We start from the raw sequence: 17,661 nt of genomic DNA, 5'->3' as shown, positions 1-17,661 counted from the left end.
CATGTTTGACCGGTTGCAGGCGCTGGCCGCCGAGGCGCAAGGGCGCCATATCCTTGATCTCTTTGCCGCCGACCCGGATCGCGCGGCGCGGTACTCGGCCGAGACCGGCGACATGCGGCTGGACTATTCCAAGACGCATATCGACGACGCGGTGCGGGAAGAACTGCTGGCGCTTTGCGACCGGGCCGATCTGGCGGCACGGCGCGAGGCGATGTTCACCGGCGCGCCGATCAACGAGACCGAAGGGCGCGCGGTGCTGCACACGGCGCTGCGCAATCTTGACGGTGATCCGGTCGAGGTGGACGGGCAGGATGTCATGCTCGGTGTCCTGGAAGTGCTGCAGCGGATGCGCGTCTTTGCCGAAGAGGTTCGCGGCGGTGCGGTGCAGGGTGCAGGGGGCAGCTTCACCGATGTGGTCAATATCGGTATCGGCGGCTCGGACCTTGGCCCGGTGATGGCGACGCTGGCGCTGTCGCCCTATCACGATGGCCCGCGTGTGCACTACGTCTCGAACGTGGATGGGGCGCATATCGCGGATACGCTGCGCCCGCTCGATCCGAAACGGACGCTGGTGATCGTGGCCTCCAAGACCTTCACCACCATCGAAACGATGACCAACGCCCGCACCGCCCGCGCCTGGATGCAGGATGGCGGCGGCGATCCCGCCCGGCAGTTCGCTGCTGTGTCTACGGCTTTGGACCTGACCAGTGACTTCGGTATTCCACTCGAACACGTGTTCGGGTTCGAAGACTGGGTTGGCGGGCGTTATTCGGTCTGGGGGCCCATCGGCCTGCCAGTGATGATTGCCGTCGGCGCTAATGCCTTCGATGCGTTTTTGCGCGGCGGACAGGCGATGAACCGGCATTTCCGCGCGGCGGACTGGACCGAGAACATGCCCGTTATGCTGGCACTTGTCGGGATCTGGCACCGTCAGGCCTGCGGCCATCCCAGCCGGGCCGTGCTGCCCTATGATCAGCGCTTGCTGCGCCTGCCAGCCTATCTGCAACAGCTTGAGATGGAATCGAACGGCAAATCGGTAGCGATGGACGGCTCGCCGCTGTCCGTGCCCTCGGGACCAGTTGTCTGGGGCGAGCCCGGCACCAATGGCCAGCACGCCTTTTACCAACTGATCCATCAGGGCACCGATGTTGTACCGTGCGAGTTTATGGTGGCCGCCGAGGGGCATGAGCCCGAACTGGCGCATCACCACCGGCTGCTGTTGGCCAATTGCCTTGCGCAATCAGAGGCGCTGATGCGCGGACGGTCTCTGGACGAGGCACGTCAGCGGATGGCCGACAAGGGGCTGACCGGGGATGAGCTGGAACGGCAGGCCCGCCACAGGGTCTTTGCGGGCAATCGGCCATCGACCACACTGATTTACTCAAAGCTCACGCCCTTCGTTCTGGGCCAGATCGTGGCGCTTTATGAACATCGCGTCTTCGTTGAAGGGGTGATCCTGGGGATCAACTCTTTCGACCAGTGGGGCGTGGAACTGGGCAAGGAGCTTGCAACCTCGCTGGGTCCGATCGTGGATGGCGAAACCGGGACCGAAGGCAAGGACGGCTCGACCGCAGCACTGGTTGCTTATGCCCTGCGCCATCGCGATTGAACATCCGGGTGTGCTTAGCCTGCCGTGACGGAAAGTTGCACGCGACTTGTTGTTTTTAACAGCGTCTCTTGGCAGGCTCCCCTTCGGGAGAAAAATGACCCGAGGCTTCCGGCTATATCAGTGTCGCCACAGGTCATCGAAAAGAAAAGGCGGTTCCGGGGAATGACGCCCGGAACTCTGACGGGAGGGAGAGTTCCATGCTGGGACAGATGATGACGAAGCCGCTGCTGATTTCGTCACTGATCGACCACGCTGAACGGTATCACGGCCAGACCGAGATCTGGTCGGTCGAAACCTCGGGTGGAGTGACACAGACAAGCTGGGGCGAGGTTGCCCGCAATGCGCGCCGTATGGCCTCGGCGCTCACCAAGCTGGGCTTGGAGCCGCAGGCGCGCGTTGCCACGCTGGCCTGGAACAACCGGCGGCATCTGGAGATCTACTATGCGGTTTCGGGAGCGGGCTTTGTCTGTCACACGATCAACCCGCGCCTGTTTCCGGAACAGCTGATCTACATCATCAACCATGCCGAGGACCGGGTTCTGTTCCTCGATGCGACTTTCGTGCCGCTGGTGGCCGCGATCCGGGACAAGCTGGAGGGTGTCGAGCAGTTCGTGCTGATGGGTGCTCGAGACGAGAGCGTAGCAGAGCAGATCCCGGGCCTGACCTTCTATGACGACCTGATCGAGACCGGGGATGGTGATTTCGAGTGGCCGGTCTTCGACGAAAACACCGCTTCGAGCCTTTGCTACACGTCTGGTACCACGGGTCACCCCAAGGGTGTGCTATATTCTCACCGGTCCACCGTGTTGCATAGCTTTGCCTCGAATACGCGGGATGTCATTGGGTACTCGGCGCGGGATGTGGTGATGCCCGTCGTGCCGATGTTCCACGTCAACGCCTGGGGCTCGCCCTACGGCTGCGCCATGTCCGGCGCGCGCATGGTGCTGCCGGGGCCGGATCTGAGCGGTGACGCGCTGGTGCGGCTGATCGACGGTTATGGCGTGACGCTGGCCATGGGTGTGCCGACCATCTGGCAGGGCCTGCTGGCCTCTGCCACCAAGCTGGGAAGCAAGCTCGACTGTCTGACTCAGACCGTGATCGGCGGCGCCGCCTGCCCGCCGTCGATGATCGAAACCTTCCGCGAGCAATATGGTGTCGATACCGTCCACGCCTGGGGCATGTCCGAGATGAGCCCGCTGGGCACGACCAATATTCCGCTGGCGAAACATTTCGATCTGCCGCTCGAGGATCAGTACCGCCTGCGCGAAAGCCAGGGCCGTCCGCCTTATGGGGTCGAGCTGAAGATCGTGGATGACGACGGCAACGACCTACCCACCGACGGCGTCACACAGGGCGACCTGATGGTGCGCGGCCACTGGGTGCTGACCAGTTATTTCCACATGGAGGATCAGGCACTGCTGCAGGATGGCTGGTTCGCCACCGGCGATGTGGCGACACTGGATGCGGACGGCTACATGACGATCCGCGACCGCTCCAAGGACATCATCAAATCCGGCGGCGAGTGGATCAGTTCGGTCGAACTGGAAAACATCGCCGTCGCCCATCCCAAACTCGCCACCGCCGCCGTGGTCGGGGTGCCGCATCCGAAATGGGACGAACGGCCCTTGCTGGTAGCGGTCAAGGCCGAGGGAGAGGAGCCGTCCGAGGCCGAGCTTCTGGGGTTCTTCGACGGCAAGATCGCCAACTGGCAGGTGCCGGATAAGGTGGTTTTCGTCGAGGCCTTGCCGCTGAATGCAACCGGCAAAGTGCTCAAACGCACGCTGCGCGAACAGTTTGCAGAGGCGTTGACCGGTTGAACCGACCGGGTCATCGAAGGCTGTTTTCGGGTTGCTCGAGCTGCTTTTTGACCGGCTGTGGCATGGAGCGTGTTTGAAACTCACTGTTTTCGAAATTGAAGTCCGGCAACACAAAAACTGCTCGCAAGATTCTGAAGATATTCAATAATACAGCGAAATGTCTCTGGAGCGGGTAACGGGAATCGAACCCGTAACTTAAGCTTGGGAAGCTCGCGTGATACCTTTTCACCATACCCGCGCTCCGAGGCCTTGAAATAAGCAATCCCCATCTGGGCGTCAAGCTGGTACCGCGCCCGGTTTCTGAGCCGATTCGAAACCTCCGCCAGCCATTTCCTGCCCCCGGATCAAGGCACATCCAGCCGCTTCTTCTGTTCAAAAATATCCCGGGGGAGTCCCGGCTTGCCGAGACGGGGGCAGAGCCCCATCCAATCCAAAACTATCCGCGCCTGCGGCGACGTCGGCCGCCGCCCGCACCGGCCTCGGTCTCACCGCCGGTGTTGAAGGAGGGGCTGGGCAGCGACATCACCTTGCCAAGTTCCGGGAACGGGTCGGTCTTGTGCGGGATCGCGTTGGCGGCGACGAAATGGTCCTGGAATTTGGGTTCGATGGCGGTTTCCACCTTGGTGATTTCGCGCACCACCCGTTCGATCTCGGCCCGTGAAGCGATATTGCAGAGCGCGATCCGCGCGCCGGTTCCGGCTGCGTTGCCCGCGCTCATCACCTTGTCCAGCGGCGCGTCGGGGATCATGCCCAGCACCATGGCGTGTTTGGTCGAGATATGGGCGCCGAAGGCCCCGGCCAACACCACGCGGTCGACGCGCTCCACGCCCATCTCGTCCATCAGTAGCCGCGCGCCCGCATAAAGCGCCGATTTGGCCAGCTGTATGGCGCGGATATCGCCCTGGGTCACGGTGATGCGCGGGCCGCCCTCGGCGCTGGCGTCGTGGATCAGATAGGCGTGGGTGCGGCCCTCGGGTACGCAGCGGGCGGTGCCGGTTTGCTCGGCCGACCCTATCAGGCCGCTTTCGTCCAGCAGGCCCGCCATGCGCATTTCGGCCACCGCTTCGATGATGCCCGAGCCGCAGATGCCGGTGATGCCTGTGGTGGCGATGTCGACGTCGAACCCGTCCTCATCCGACCATTTCTCGGACCCGATGACGCGGAAGCGGGGTTCCTTGGTCTTCGGGTTGATCTCGATCCGCTCGATGGCGCCGGGGGCGGCGCGCTGGCCGGAACTGATCTGTGCGCCCTCGAAGGCGGGGCCGGTGGGCGAGGAACAGGCCAGCACGCGGGATGTGTTGCCCAACAGGATCTCGGCATTGGTGCCGACATCGACGATCAGTACCAGATCCTCGGATTTGCCGGGCTCTTCGCTCAGCGCCACGGCGGCGCAGTCGGCACCCACGTGGCCGGCGATGCAGGGCAGGATGTAGACCCGCGCGCGCAGGTTCATGGCGGTCAGATCCATCTCGCGCGCGGGCAGCGAGAGGCTTTCCGATGTGGCCAGCGCGAACGGCGCCTGACCCAGCTCCACCGGATCGAGTCCCAGCAGCAGGTGGTGCATCACCGGGTTGCAGACAAACACCGTCTCGACGATCAGGGCGGCGTCGATTCCAGCCTCTTCGGCGATGGCGGTGGTCAGGTCGTTGATCGCCTCGCGCACGGCCCTTGTCATCTCCTGATCGCCGCCGGGATTCATCATGGCGTATGAGACCCGGCTCATCAGATCCTCGCCAAAGCGGATCTGCGGGTTCATCAGGCCGGACGAGGCCTTGACCTCGCCGGTTTCCAGATCGGTCAGATGTGCGGCGATGGTGGTCGAGCCGAGGTCGATGGCCAGCCCGTAAAGCCCGCTTTCGTGCAGGCCGGGCCAGATTTCGACGATGCGGGCAACCTCGTCATTGTGGCCCTTGTGGACCGCGACGGTGACCTCCCACTTGCCCTTGCGCAGGGTCGGCTGCAGCTTGGTCATCAGCGACAGGTCCGCCGTGACCGCCTCGATGTTCCATTGCTGGCGCAGGGCGCGTTCCAGCCGCTCCAGATCGCCGGTGGGGGAATGCATGTCCGGTTCCTCGACCACCACGAAATAAAGCCGGGTGGCCGGGTCCATGACGATGGCGCGGGCGGCGGCGGCCTTGCGCACCACCTGGCGATGCACCTGGCTTTCGGGTGGCACGTCGATCACTACATCGCCCTGCACTGCGGCCTGGCAGCCCAGCCGGCGGCCCAGCTTCAGCCCGCGCTTGTCGTCATAGCGCTGCTCGACCGCGTTCCAGTCGCTGAGTGCGCCTTCGCGCACGGTCACGCCATGCTTGGGGAACTCGCCATAAGACGGCGTGATCTGACATTTCGAGCAGATCCCGCGCCCGCCGCAGACCGAATCCAGATCGACGCCCAACTGACGCGCGGCGGTCAGGATCGGGGTGCCGACAGGAAAATGGCCGCGCTTGCCGGACGGTGTGAAGACGACGAGAGGGTCGGTGGTCATGAAGGGCCTGCCTTTAGTGTTCACGCGTATGCCGCGCAAGATATGGAATTGCGCCAGAAGGGAAAGGGTATTCAGCGGCAGGTTTTGGCCGGGTTGCGTCCTTTCCGCCGCTTTGTTTCGTGGCCTCGTGCGGATTTGCGTATTTGGGGCAAGAAGAAGCGGGCGGGGATTACGGAGGTGAGGGGGTTTCCCTTGGCCCGAAACCATGCCATAGGGTCACCGCCAAACGGGGCTTTGCATGGGGTTAACAGATGCAGATTCGTGAGGCACTCACCTTTGATGACGTTCTACTGGTTCCGGCGGCCTCGTCGGTGCTGCCGTCCACGGCGGATACGACCACGCGCGTGACGCGCGAGATCACCATGAACATACCGCTACTCAGCTCGGCCATGGATACCGTGACCGAGGCGCGCATGGCTATTGCCATGGCGCAGGCGGGCGGCATGGGGGTGGTCCACAAGAACCTCTCGGTCGAGGAGCAGGCGCGCGAGGTGCGGCGGGTCAAGCGGTTCGAATCGGGCATCGTCTACAATCCGGTGACGCTGCGTGCCGATCAGACGCTGGCGGATGCCAAGGCACTGGTTGCGCGGTACAATTTCACCGGCTTCCCTGTGGTGGATGACGCGAGCCGAGTGGTTGGCATCGTCACCAACCGCGACATGCGCTTTGCCACGTCGGAAGATACCCCGATCCGGGCGATGATGACCGCCGATAATCTGGCGATGCTGCGCGAGCCTGCGGATCTGGAAGAGGCGAAGTCGCTGATGAAGGCGCGTCGGATCGAGAAGCTTCTGGTGGTGGATGGCGATGGCAAACTGACCGGCCTGCTGACACTGAAAGACACCGAGCAGGCGGTTCTGAACCCCACCGCTTGCAAGGACCGGTTGGGCCGTCTGCGCGTGGCGGCGGCCAGTTCGGTCGGCGATTCTGGCTATGAGCGCAGCGGGGCACTGGTGGATGCGGGCGTCGACATCATCGTGGTGGACACCGCGCATGGCCATTCCGAGGGCGTGATTCAGGCGGTGAAGCGGGCAAAGACCTTGTCGAACGAGGTGCAGATCATCGCCGGCAACGTGGCCACGGCCGATGCCGCCAGTGCGCTGATCGACGCAGGTGCGGATGCGGTGAAGGTTGGCATCGGGCCGGGCTCGATCTGCACCACACGGATGGTGGCAGGTGTGGGCGTGCCGCAGCTGACAGCGATCATGGATTGTGCCTCAGCCGCGGGTGACGTGCCGGTGATCGCAGACGGCGGCATCAAATTCTCAGGCGATTTCGCTAAGGCGATTGCCGCTGGCGCATCCTGCGCCATGGTCGGCTCGATGATTGCAGGGACCGACGAAAGCCCGGGTGAAGTGATCCTATATCAGGGCCGGTCCTTCAAATCCTATCGCGGCATGGGCAGCCTCGGGGCGATGGCGCGCGGCTCGGCGGACCGGTATTTCCAGAAGGATGCCGCCAGCGACAAGCTGGTACCCGAAGGGATCGAAGGGCAGGTGCCCTACAAAGGCTCGGCGAGTGCCGTCGTGCATCAGCTGGTGGGCGGTTTGCGTGCGGCCATGGGCTATACCGGCTGTGCAACAGTCGAGGAAATGCGCCGCAACTGCAGCTTCGTCAAGATCACCGGGGCCGGGCTCAAAGAGAGCCACGTGCATGACGTGCAGATCACTCGTGAGAGCCCGAACTACCGCGTCATGTGATTCTGGTTTGATCATGACCGGCGCCCCTGTGAGGTGGTGCCGGTTTTCGTTTGCTCCGAGGCGGTCCCGCAGGTATGCGCGTGTGAACGATCTGAAAATCGGACATCTGCCATGACCCCCGCCGCCCGTGTTCAGGCCGCCATCGATATTCTCGATCAGATCCTCGCTGGGGCACCTGCCGAAAAGGCGCTGACCGGTTGGGCACGGCGCAGCCGGTTCGCGGGCTCCAAGGACCGGGCCGCCATCCGCGACCACGTGTTTGATGCCCTGCGCTGCAAGCGGTCCTTTGCGGCTTTTGGCGGGGCCGAGACCGGGCGTGGCCTGATGATCGGCGCGTGCCGTATGCGCGGCGAGGATCCGGCGAAGGTCTTCACTGGACAGGGCCATGCCCCGCAGCCATTGCTATCTGATGAATCCGGGCGCGTGCCACAGGGAGATGCCGAGGCGCTCGATATTCCCGATTGGCTCTGGCCGTCATTTTCCAACGGTCTCGGCGCAGAAGCCGCAGCCGCTGCAAAAGCCCTGCAAACCCGCGCGCCAGTACATCTGCGAGTCAATCGACGAAAGGCGGACGTATCAGAGGCCATCGTTGCGCTCGCGGCCGACGGGATCACGGCAGTGCCGCATCCGGCCTGCGCTACAGCGCTTGAGGTCACCGAGGGCGCTCGCCGGGTTGCCCAGAGCGCGGCCTATCGGGATGGGTTGGTCGAGTTGCAGGACGCCGCCAGCCAGGCGGTGGTCGAGACTCTGCCCTTGGCGCCGGGGATGCGGGTGCTGGACTACTGCGCGGGCGGTGGTGGCAAGACATTGGCGCTGGCTGCGCATACCGAAATCGAGGTCTTCGCCCATGACGCGGCGGCGCAGAGGATGCACGACCTGCCGGGACGAGCAGCGCGGGCCGGAGTGGCTGTGACGCTGCTCGACACAAGCCAGATCGCCCGACAGGCGCCATTTGATCTGGTTTTGACCGATGTGCCATGTTCCGGCAGCGGATCGTGGCGTCGCGCGCCTGCCGGCAAGTGGGCGCTGACGGAGAAGCGCCTGGGTGAGTTGGTGGAGATCCAGCAGTCCATTCTGGAACGCACCTTCAGTATGGTGACGCCAAACGGAGTGCTGGCCTATGTCACCTGCTCGATGCTGTGTGAAGAAAATGGACACAACATCAATAGATTCCTTAGTAATCACCCGGCCTGGTCCGAGTCCTTCCGTAAACAATGGCTGGTATCACACGGCACCGACGGTTTCTTTGCGTCACACTTGACGCGGGATGGAAATGACGCTTAGCAACTATAGGTAGAGTTGCAGCGTTAAGCCGGGTTTAACCCTTGTTGCGCGAAATACTCCTGTCGAATCCCTGCAAGACGGAGTTGGGACGTGTCAGATTTTGCCGCATCGTCTACCCCGTTCCTTGAGCCTCAGACGCCCAGGGGATCGCGGGTTGTGGTGGTTTGCGTTCTAGCGGTCATTGCGCTGGCGGCGGCCTATGGTGGCAGTTTCTCTCAGTCAGTGCAGTACGCGCTGGCGGTAGGGGGGCTTTCGCTGGTATTGGCGCTTGGCGCGATGATCGCGCTCGGCTGGCGCGCCGACCGATCGGGACAGGTCGCGCGCGCGATGTTGTTTTCCTTCATCGAAAAGGACGCCACGCCCAGTTTCGTTGCTGACGAGAATGGGGTCATTCAGACTAGCAACATCGCCGCCTCTGCGCGGTTCTCGGCCGGGCGGGGTGAGACGATGGCAGCGGCGCTGCGGTCGGCCCTCCCCAACCCTCAGGCCATTCTTTACAGGCTGCAGGCCCGCGCGATGCTGGATGGCAACGCGCGCGAGGATGTGGTGACCCGCCGTGGCCATGTGCGGCTGGCTGTGCATCTGTTGGGAAACGGTGCCTTTTTGTGGCGCGTCGAGGATATTCAGTACGGGCGGGGTGCCAACGCACGCGCAGACATGCTGCCTCTACCAATGCTGACCGTGGGCCGGTCGGGGACGGTGCTTTTCATGAACGAGGCCGCGCGCCGTTTTGCAGGCGGGCGGGTGAAGTCGCTAGACCGCCTTTTTGTCGAGTTGCCCTACAAGCCGGGTGAGATCAATCAGGTTTCGGTGGACGGCGGGGTTGTTAACGCCGTGGTGACCGAGCTTGCCGAGGCGCCGGCCCGGCGCGAGCTTGTTCTTGTTCCCGTCGACCAAACCTCGGTTGAGGCCGTGAACGCGGATTTCGCCGCGCTGCCGGTGCCGCTGATGCGGCTGTCTCCCAAGGGGCGCATCCTCGAGGTGAACCGGCTCGCAGCCGAACTGCTGGGTGCGGAGTTACCTGAGAGCGCCTCGATCGAGGATGCGATGCAAGGATTGGGCCGCCCGATCCCCGACTGGTTGCGTGAAACGGTGACCGGGGCGGCAGCGCCCCGCTCGGAATTCCTACGCTTGACCCGCAAGGACAAGGAGATGTTCGTTCAGGTCACGCTGAGCCGGGTCTGCAAGGATGGTGAGGTTGGGTTGATCGCGGTGCTGAACGACGCGACTGAGCTCAAGACGCTTGAAGCGCAGTTCGTGCAGAGCCAGAAGATGCAGGCCGTGGGTCAGCTCGCCGGCGGTGTGGCGCATGATTTCAACAACCTGCTGACCGCGATTTCCGGCCATTGCGATCTGCTGCTCTTGCGGCACGATCAGGGCGATCCGGATTATGGTGATCTGGTGCAGATCAACCAGAATGCCAACCGCGCTGCCGCCCTTGTCGGCCAGTTACTGGCCTTTTCCCGCAAACAGACCCTGCGGCCAGAGACATTGGATCTGCGCGATACGCTGTCGGATCTGATCCATCTGCTGAACCGTTTGGTTGGCGAGAAGATCACGCTGACGCTCAGCCACGATCCGGTACTGAGGCCGGTGCGAGCCGACAAGCGGCAGCTCGAACAGGTGCTGATGAATCTCGTGGTGAATGCGCGCGATGCCATGCCCAATGGCGGCGAAGTGCGGATCGAGACCGAGATTGTACAACTGGATCAGCCGATGAACCGCGACCGGGCCACGCTGCCCGTCGGCGAGTATGTGACCGTCAAGGTGATCGACGAAGGCATCGGTATCGCGTCGGACAAACTGCAAAAGGTGTTTGAGCCGTTCTACACCACCAAGCGAACCGGCGAGGGGACCGGGCTGGGTTTGTCCACGGCCTATGGAATCATCAAGCAGACCGGCGGGTTCATTTTTGTCGACAGTGTCGAGGGGAAGGGATCGGAATTCACGCTCTATTTGCCGGTCTGCGTCGAAACTGCTCATAAGGAGACAGTCAGCGATACACCGGCGCCGACGTCGACTTCGAAGCATGGAGAAGGCGTTGTGCTGCTGGTCGAAGACGAAGCACCTGTCCGCGCCTTCGCTTCGCGCGCCCTGCGTTTGCGAGGGTACACGGTTTTGGAGGCGGAATCGGCCGAAGACGCGTTACGCCTGTTGGAGGATCGCGACCTGGCCGTGGATGTTTTTGTCACCGATGTCGTGATGCCCGGGATGGATGGCCCCAGCTGGGTTCGCATGGCTTTGGCTGATCGTCCACAGGTGCGGGTGGTATTTGTGTCCGGTTATGCCGAAGGGGCCTTTGGCGATGCTGGGCCAGAGATCCCGAATTCGGTCTTTCTGCCCAAGCCGTTTTCGCTGAATCAGTTAACCGAAACAGTTTATCAGCAGTTGCATTGAAAACGGCCTCGTTTTGGTTCGCCGTGTGGCAGCGTGGCGAGCTAGACCTTGAGCATGGCTGGCCGAGGTCGGCTGGAACCGCACTGCAGTAGTCCCGGAGCGACAGAACCGTCCGCATGCCGCAGAGGGCAGCGCCTATCGCGCCGACTTGTGCAAATCGAACTCGCTGGCGAATTTGCGGCGAAAGCGCTCTTCGATTTTCGAAGACAGGGGAAGCGGCATCGCCGGGGAGGCGTTCTCACGGTTCAGGATGATCTTGGTGTCTAGGCGTTCCTCGAGAAACGCGATGATTTTGTCCTGGTGTTCATACTTGAAGACATGGGTGGCGCCGACGCCGTTGCTTCGGGTGATGAAAAATTGGCTTTGGCTGCCGACATCGGCGAATGCGGGGCGGGTGCCTTTCATGTAGGCTTTGACGAATTCGTCGAAACTGATGCCTTCGGTCGATGTTGGGCTGCCGGTGAGTGCGGGACGGTGGCGGTACCGATACCAGCTGCCCAGCCAGTCGATGGGTTCTCGCACCACGGCCATGATCTCCATTTCGGTATCGAACATCTTGCGAAAAATGTTCTGAAAAAACCGATCATAGCGGCGGACAGGCGCGTGTTTGAGGTCGGGTGGACCGGAAACCACGATGTCGGCCCGATCGCGCAAGGCGGTCTGATAGGCCGTGCTTCCGGTTTTAGGAACGGATAGAAGGGTCAGCCGTTCCTTATAGAAAACAAGCATTTATGCGCGTCTCATTAGTTTCTCCGACACTCACAGATTGCCGTAAACCACTCCTTAACACAATTGCGGAACAGTAGGTTCTGGAAGTTTTGAGTTGAAATGTTCCCTTTTTGATCCCATAAGGAACAAGAGGTGAACAAAGCAGCGATTGCCGCCCGGCCACGGGTGTGACAAAAGGAAAGTGAACGGGACAATGGCGGATCTTCTGACGATGAGCAGCAAGCAGAACGCGGACAAGCAAAAGGCGCTGGACAGTGCGCTGGCCCAGATCGAACGGCAGTTCGGCAAGGGCTCGATCATGAAACTGGGCGGTGAGAATGCCATTCAGGAGATCGAGGCGAGCTCGACCGGCTCGCTGGGGCTGGACATTGCGCTGGGAATCGGCGGTCTGCCGATGGGCCGGATCATTGAGATTTACGGGCCGGAAAGCTCGGGCAAGACCACGCTGACGCTGCATTGCATCGCGGAACAGCAAAAACGTGGTGGTGTCTGCGCTTTTGTCGACGCAGAACACGCGCTGGATCCGCAATATGCCCGCAAGCTGGGGGTCGACCTGGACGAATTGCTGATCAGCCAGCCCGATACCGGCGAACAGGCGCTGGAGATCACCGACACGCTGGTGCGGTCGGGCGCGGTCAACATGGTCGTCGTGGATTCGGTTGCGGCGCTGACGCCGAAATCCGAACTGGAGGGCGACATGGGCGATAGCAGCGTGGGTGTGCAGGCCCGCCTGATGAGTCAGGCGATGCGCAAGCTGACCGGTTCGATCAGCCGTTCGAACTGCATGGTGATCTTCATCAACCAGATCCGCATGAAAATCGGCGTGATGTTCGGCAGCCCGGAAACCACCACCGGCGGTAATGCGCTGAAATTCTACAGCTCGGTGCGTCTGGACATCCGCCGCATCGGCGCGATTAAGGACCGCGACGAGGTGGTGGGCAACCAGACCCGCGTCAAGGTCGTCAAGAACAAGGTGGCGCCGCCCTTCAAGCAGGTTGAATTCGACATCATGTATGGCGAAGGCATCAGCAAGATGGGTGAGCTGCTTGATCTGGGCGTGAAGGCTGGCGTGGTCGACAAGTCGGGTTCGTGGTTCAGTTATGGCGATGAGCGGATCGGGCAGGGGCGTGAGAATGCCAAGCAGTATCTGCGTGAGAACGAACGCGTGGCGCTAGAAATCGAGGACAAGATTCGCGCTGCCCATGGGCTGGACTTCGACATGCCACCGGGCGCGGAAGAGGATGACATCCTCGAAGCCTGAGAGACGCTGACGGGAACAGCAGAAATCCCCCGGTTCCCCAATGGGAGCTGAGAATATCCAGAACAGGGCGGTCCATCGGGGCCGCCTTGTTTCGTTTCATGGCCGCAAGTGCTGTGGACTATCACTGGGCACGCGGATAAACCTGCGCAGAACCTTTCGATTGTGCGCTGAGAGAGCCGGAATGCCCACGCTGAACGATATCCGATCCACCTTTCTGAACTACTTCGACAAACAGGGTCATGAGGTTGTTGCGTCGAGCCCGCTGGTGCCGCGCAACGATCCGACGCTGATGTTCGTTAACTCGGGCATGGTGCAGTTCAAGAACCTGTTCACCGGCGTCGAGACCCGCGACTACAAACGCGCCACGACCTCCCAGAAATGTGTGCGCGCGGGCGGCAAGCACAACGACCTGGATAATGTGGGCTATACCGCGCGGCATCATACGTTCTTTGAAATGCTGGGGAATTTCTCGTTCGGCGACTATTTCAAGACCGACGCGATCCCCTTTGCCTGGGAACTGATCACCAAGGAATTCGGCATCGACAAGAGCCGCCTGTTAACCACGGTCTATCACACCGATGACGAGGCGTTCGAGATCTGGAAGAAGGTCGGCGTGCCCGAGGACCGGATCATCCGCATCGCCACAAATGACAATTTCTGGCAGATGGGGCCGACCGGACCTTGTGGGCCCTGCACCGAGATTTTCTACGATCACGGCGATCACATCTGGGGCGGCCCTCCGGGCAGCGCGAAAGAGGATGGCGACCGGTTCATTGAAATCTGGAACATCGTTTTCATGCAAAACGAGCAGTTCGAGGACGGCTCAATGGTCGAGCTTGATATGCAGTCGATCGACACCGGCATGGGGCTGGAGCGGATCGGCGCGCTGTTGCAGGGCAGCCACGACAATTATGACACCGACCTGTTCAAGTCGCTGATCGAGGCTTCGGCGGATGCTACCAGCGTAGATCCCTATGGCGACAAGAACGTGCATCACCGGGTGATCGCAGACCATCTGCGCTCGACCTCTTTCCTGATTGCCGATGGGGTGATGCCGTCGAATGATGGACGCGGATACGTGCTGCGCCGGATCATGCGGCGGGCGATGCGGCATGCACATCTGCTGGGCGCCAAGGACCCGGTCATGCACCGGCTCGTGCAGGCGCTGATACAGCATATGGGCGCGGCTTATCCCGAATTGGGCCGGGCCCAGGCATTGATCGAAGAGACCCTGCTGCTGGAGGAAACCCGGTTCAAGCAGACCCTCGACCGTGGCCTGAAGCTGCTGGATGACGAGTTGGACGGGTTGGCAGAGGGCGCACCGCTTTCGGGGCAGGCGGCCTTCAAGCTCTATGACACTTACGGCTTCCCGCTGGACCTGACGCAGGATGCGCTGCGTGAGAAGGGCCGGACCGTGGATACCGATGGCTTCGACGCCGCCATGGAAGAGCAAAAGGCCAAGGCGCGCGCGGCCTGGGCCGGCTCGGGTGAGGCGGCGGATAGTGCGATCTGGTTCGACGTGATGGATGCCGGGGGCGCCACCGATTTCCTGGGTTATGACACCGAAAAAGCCGAGGGGCAGGTCAGCGCGCTGATCGTGGATGGCGCTCTGGTCGACAGCATTGAAGCGGGCAAAAGCGGGTGGACCGTGGTCAATCAGACCCCGTTCTATGGCGAGGCCGGTGGTCAGGTCGGTGATACCGGTGTGATCCGTCGGCTGGAAAACCGTGACGAGGTGGCGCTGGTCGAGGACACTCGCAAATTCGCCGATGGCAAGGTCTATGCCCATAAGGTGACGGTGGAACGCGGCACGATTGCCAAGGGCGATCCGGTCGAGCTGGAGGTCGATCACACCCGCCGCTCGGCGATCCGGGCCAACCACTCGGCGACCCACCTGCTGCATGAGGCGCTGCGCGAACATCTGGGCGATCACGTGGCGCAGCGCGGCTCGCTGAACGGGGCGGACCGGCTGCGGTTCGACTTCAGCCACTCCAAGGCGCTGACGGGCGAGGAACTGGACAAGGTTGCGGCGGATGTGAACGGCTATATCCGCCAGAACTCGACCGTCGAAACCCGGATCATGACCCCCGACGATGCCCGCGCAATCGGCGCGCAGGCGCTGTTCGGCGAGAAATACGGGGACGAAGTGCGTGTAGTGTCGATGGGTCGTGCCGAGACCGGTAAGGGTCAGGACGGTATGACCTATTCCATCGAACTCTGCGGCGGCACTCACGTGAAACAGACCGGCGATATCGGCACATTCGTCCTGCTGGGCGACAGCGCGTCCTCGGCCGGGGTGCGCCGGATCGAGGCGCTGACGGGCGCGGCGGCGTTTGAACATCTGGCGGGCGACGCGGCGCGGATGGGTCAGGTGTCCGGCATGCTCAAGGCGCAACCGGCGGAGGTGGTCGGCCGGGTCAGGGCGCTGATGGACGATCGTAAGGCGCTGCAGAACGAGGTCGCGCAACTGCGCCGCGAACTGGCCATGTCCGGGGGAGCGGGGCAGGGCAACGGTTCGGACGCGCGCGAGGTAAACGGGGTCAAGTTCCTGGCGCAGGCTCTGACCGGCGTGTCGGGCAAGGACCTGCCGGCGCTGATTGACGAACACAAGGACCGCCTGGGTTCGGGTGCGGTGCTGCTGATCGCTGATACCGGCGGCAAGGCAGCCGTGGCCGCGGGCGTGACCAAGGACCTGACCGACCGGATTTCTGCGGTCGATCTGGTCAAGGCGGCGGTCGTCGAATTGGGCGGCAAGGGCGGCGGTGGTCGTCCGGACATGGCGCAGGGCGGCGGGAAGGATGCGGCCAATGCCGACGCCGCCATCAAGGCCGCAGAACAGGTGATGGGAGGATAAGGTGGGTGCACTCTGGATTGCGCATGTGACGGTGACGGATGCCGAGGCCTATGGCAAATATGCCGAGCTTGCGGGCCCGGCGATCGCCAAGCACGGGGGTGAGTTCATTGCCCGTGCGGGGCGGTATGTTCAGCTTGAGGGCAAGGAGCGGCCCCGCAACGTGGTGGCCAGGTTTCCCTCGGTCGAGGCGGCGGTGGAGTGTTACAACTCATCCGAGTATCAGGAGGCGCTGAGCCATGCGCGCGGCGCCTCGGAGCGTGAACTGATGGTGGTCGAAACGTCGGAATAAAGCGGTCCGACCGTCGGCATCTGATTCGCCAAGGAACTTGTAAGACGATCAAAGACTCCGCTTTGGCGGGGTCTTTTGCCTTGGAAACGGACTGTTTCCAAGTTCGATTGGGTGTTGCGGCAACCTCACAGGGAAAAAATTTTGATTTTCTGATAGTTATGTAGGTCCGAGCTGGGCGAATCGTCCCAGAAACATGCCCTAAATCAGGTGAGAGGACAGAATCTATCCGCGAAGTCGCCACATTTTTCGACGGATTTCCGCCGCTTTTCCCGGTCAAAACGGGTGGCGATTGCTTTTTCAGACCGAATATCGGACGAACCGCACAACTCACAGTTGGTTCACTGAGGCAGCAATCGACCCGATTGATTTGGACCGAGGATCAGGCATGACGAAAGCAGGTATCTCCGTAGGTGCCACAGTGGTGGCGAGCATCAAGGGAATTGCGTTCTCCGCGCTGATGGTTTGCGCACCGCTCATGTTTGCGCAAACGGCCGAAGCATCCGAAGGGCAGTATCTGCAGGCATCGTCGTCTTTCCCGCCTCCAACCGGCGCCAGAACGCTGTGCAAAACCTACTCATGGGCATGCGCAACTTCGCCGAAGAAGCGGATTTCAAGCGCGCAGGAACTGGCCCTTGTGCAATCGGTCAACAAGCGCGTTAATCGGACCACTCGCTCGGTGACGGATGAGAGTCAATACCGGAAAGCGGACATCTGGGCATTGCCGACTGCGCGCGGCGGAGATTGCGAAGATTTCGCGCTGCTGAAAAAGCGTGACCTGATCAAAATGGGCCTTGATCCCAAGAAACTCCTGATCGCGACCGTTCTGGATACACGCAGAAATTCGCATGCGGTTCTGGTCTATCGCTCGGGGCAGGGTGACCTTGTCCTGGACAATCTGACGAATTCGATCAAGCCGTGGAAAGCCACTCACTACCTGTTTTTGCGTATGCAGGATCCCAATCGCCCTAAAAACTGGGTTGGGGTGTCCAACCAAAGCTAGGGAAAAGCGCGCCAGTCCGGCGCGCTTTTGACTTTTGGGCTTATTTGACAATCCGATGAACTAGCTCAGCGAGACTCTTTTCCGGATTCGGGGCTGTCCCCACCGCGGTCGCCGCCTTCGCCACCGCCGCCTTGGTCGCCGCCTTCACCGCCGTCGCCGCCTTCACCGCCGTCGCCGCCTTCACCGCCGTCGCCGCCTTCACCGCCGTCGCCGCCATCATCGCCGCCGTCGTC

At 62.0% G+C, this 17,661-nt stretch carries 12 protein-coding genes and 1 tRNA gene; 9 read left to right on the top strand and 4 right to left on the bottom strand.

All coding sequences use genetic code 11. From position 1 onward, the window contains the following. Position 1: 1 nt before the first annotated feature. The gene (pgi, locus tag AB3N21_RS16810) at positions 2-1,609 is read left to right on the top strand and encodes a glucose-6-phosphate isomerase (protein ID WP_367936305.1); all 1,608 of its coding nucleotides are present in this window, start codon (positions 2-4) and stop codon (positions 1,607-1,609) included. Between the two features lie 197 nt (positions 1,610-1,806). Next, entirely contained in the window at positions 1,807-3,426 is a 1,620-nt protein-coding gene (locus AB3N21_RS16805; RefSeq protein ID WP_367936304.1) for a long-chain-fatty-acid--CoA ligase, read from the top strand. 164 nt (positions 3,427-3,590) lie between these two features. On the opposite strand, the gene AB3N21_RS16800 is transcribed toward AB3N21_RS16805, so the two are convergent. Both AB3N21_RS16800 and AB3N21_RS16795 read right to left on the bottom strand, forming a co-directional pair. Then, a tRNA-Gly gene (locus tag AB3N21_RS16800) sits at positions 3,591-3,664 on the bottom strand. A gap of 198 nt (positions 3,665-3,862) precedes the next feature. Further along, positions 3,863-5,914 (bottom strand): ASKHA domain-containing protein, encoded by a 2,052-nt coding sequence (locus AB3N21_RS16795; RefSeq protein ID WP_367936303.1) that lies wholly within the window; start codon positions 5,912-5,914, stop codon positions 3,863-3,865. Between the two features lie 251 nt (positions 5,915-6,165). Between AB3N21_RS16795 and guaB the strand changes: the two genes are divergently transcribed. The 3 genes from guaB (at position 6,166) to AB3N21_RS16780 (ending at position 11,295) form a co-directional block, all read left to right on the top strand. Next, positions 6,166-7,614, top strand: coding sequence for an IMP dehydrogenase (guaB, locus tag AB3N21_RS16790; protein WP_367936302.1), 1,449 nt, complete (start codon positions 6,166-6,168; stop codon positions 7,612-7,614). Positions 7,615-7,725: 111 nt separating this feature from the next. Then, complete coding sequence (locus tag AB3N21_RS16785) at positions 7,726-8,898, top strand: RsmB/NOP family class I SAM-dependent RNA methyltransferase (protein WP_367936301.1); 1,173 nt, start codon at positions 7,726-7,728, stop codon at positions 8,896-8,898. A 90-nt stretch (positions 8,899-8,988) separates the two neighbouring features. Continuing rightward, positions 8,989-11,295, top strand: coding sequence for an ATP-binding protein (locus AB3N21_RS16780; protein WP_367936300.1), 2,307 nt, complete (start codon positions 8,989-8,991; stop codon positions 11,293-11,295). Positions 11,296-11,430: 135 nt separating this feature from the next. On the opposite strand, the gene AB3N21_RS16775 is transcribed toward AB3N21_RS16780, so the two are convergent. Continuing rightward, entirely contained in the window at positions 11,431-12,024 is a 594-nt protein-coding gene (locus AB3N21_RS16775) for a gamma-glutamyl kinase (protein ID WP_367936299.1), read from the bottom strand. Between the two features lie 193 nt (positions 12,025-12,217). Between AB3N21_RS16775 and recA the strand changes: the two genes are divergently transcribed. The 4 genes from recA (at position 12,218) to AB3N21_RS16755 (ending at position 17,428) form a co-directional block, all read left to right on the top strand. Beyond that, a complete protein-coding gene (gene recA, locus AB3N21_RS16770) occupies positions 12,218-13,285 on the top strand; it encodes a recombinase RecA (protein WP_171176441.1) in 1,068 nt (355 codons plus the stop codon). A gap of 181 nt (positions 13,286-13,466) precedes the next feature. Beyond that, positions 13,467-16,139, top strand: coding sequence for an alanine--tRNA ligase (gene alaS / locus AB3N21_RS16765; RefSeq protein WP_367936298.1), 2,673 nt, complete (start codon positions 13,467-13,469; stop codon positions 16,137-16,139). Position 16,140: 1 nt separating this feature from the next. After that, the gene (locus tag AB3N21_RS16760; protein ID WP_367936297.1) at positions 16,141-16,428 is read left to right on the top strand and encodes a DUF1330 domain-containing protein; all 288 of its coding nucleotides are present in this window, start codon (positions 16,141-16,143) and stop codon (positions 16,426-16,428) included. 385 nt (positions 16,429-16,813) lie between these two features. Continuing rightward, entirely contained in the window at positions 16,814-17,428 is a 615-nt protein-coding gene (locus tag AB3N21_RS16755) for a transglutaminase-like cysteine peptidase (protein WP_367936296.1), read from the top strand. 40 nt (positions 17,429-17,468) lie between these two features. Here AB3N21_RS16755 and AB3N21_RS16750 read toward each other — a convergent pair. Continuing rightward, positions 17,469-17,661 (bottom strand): hypothetical protein (locus AB3N21_RS16750; protein WP_367936295.1); only part of this gene is annotated, 193 nt, incomplete at its 5' end.

Origin of the sequence: Ruegeria sp. (assembly GCF_040830605.1) — a bacterium.
Lineage (GTDB): Bacteria > Pseudomonadota > Alphaproteobacteria > Rhodobacterales > Rhodobacteraceae > Ruegeria.
This window is presented reverse-complemented; position numbering and strand designations above follow the sequence as displayed.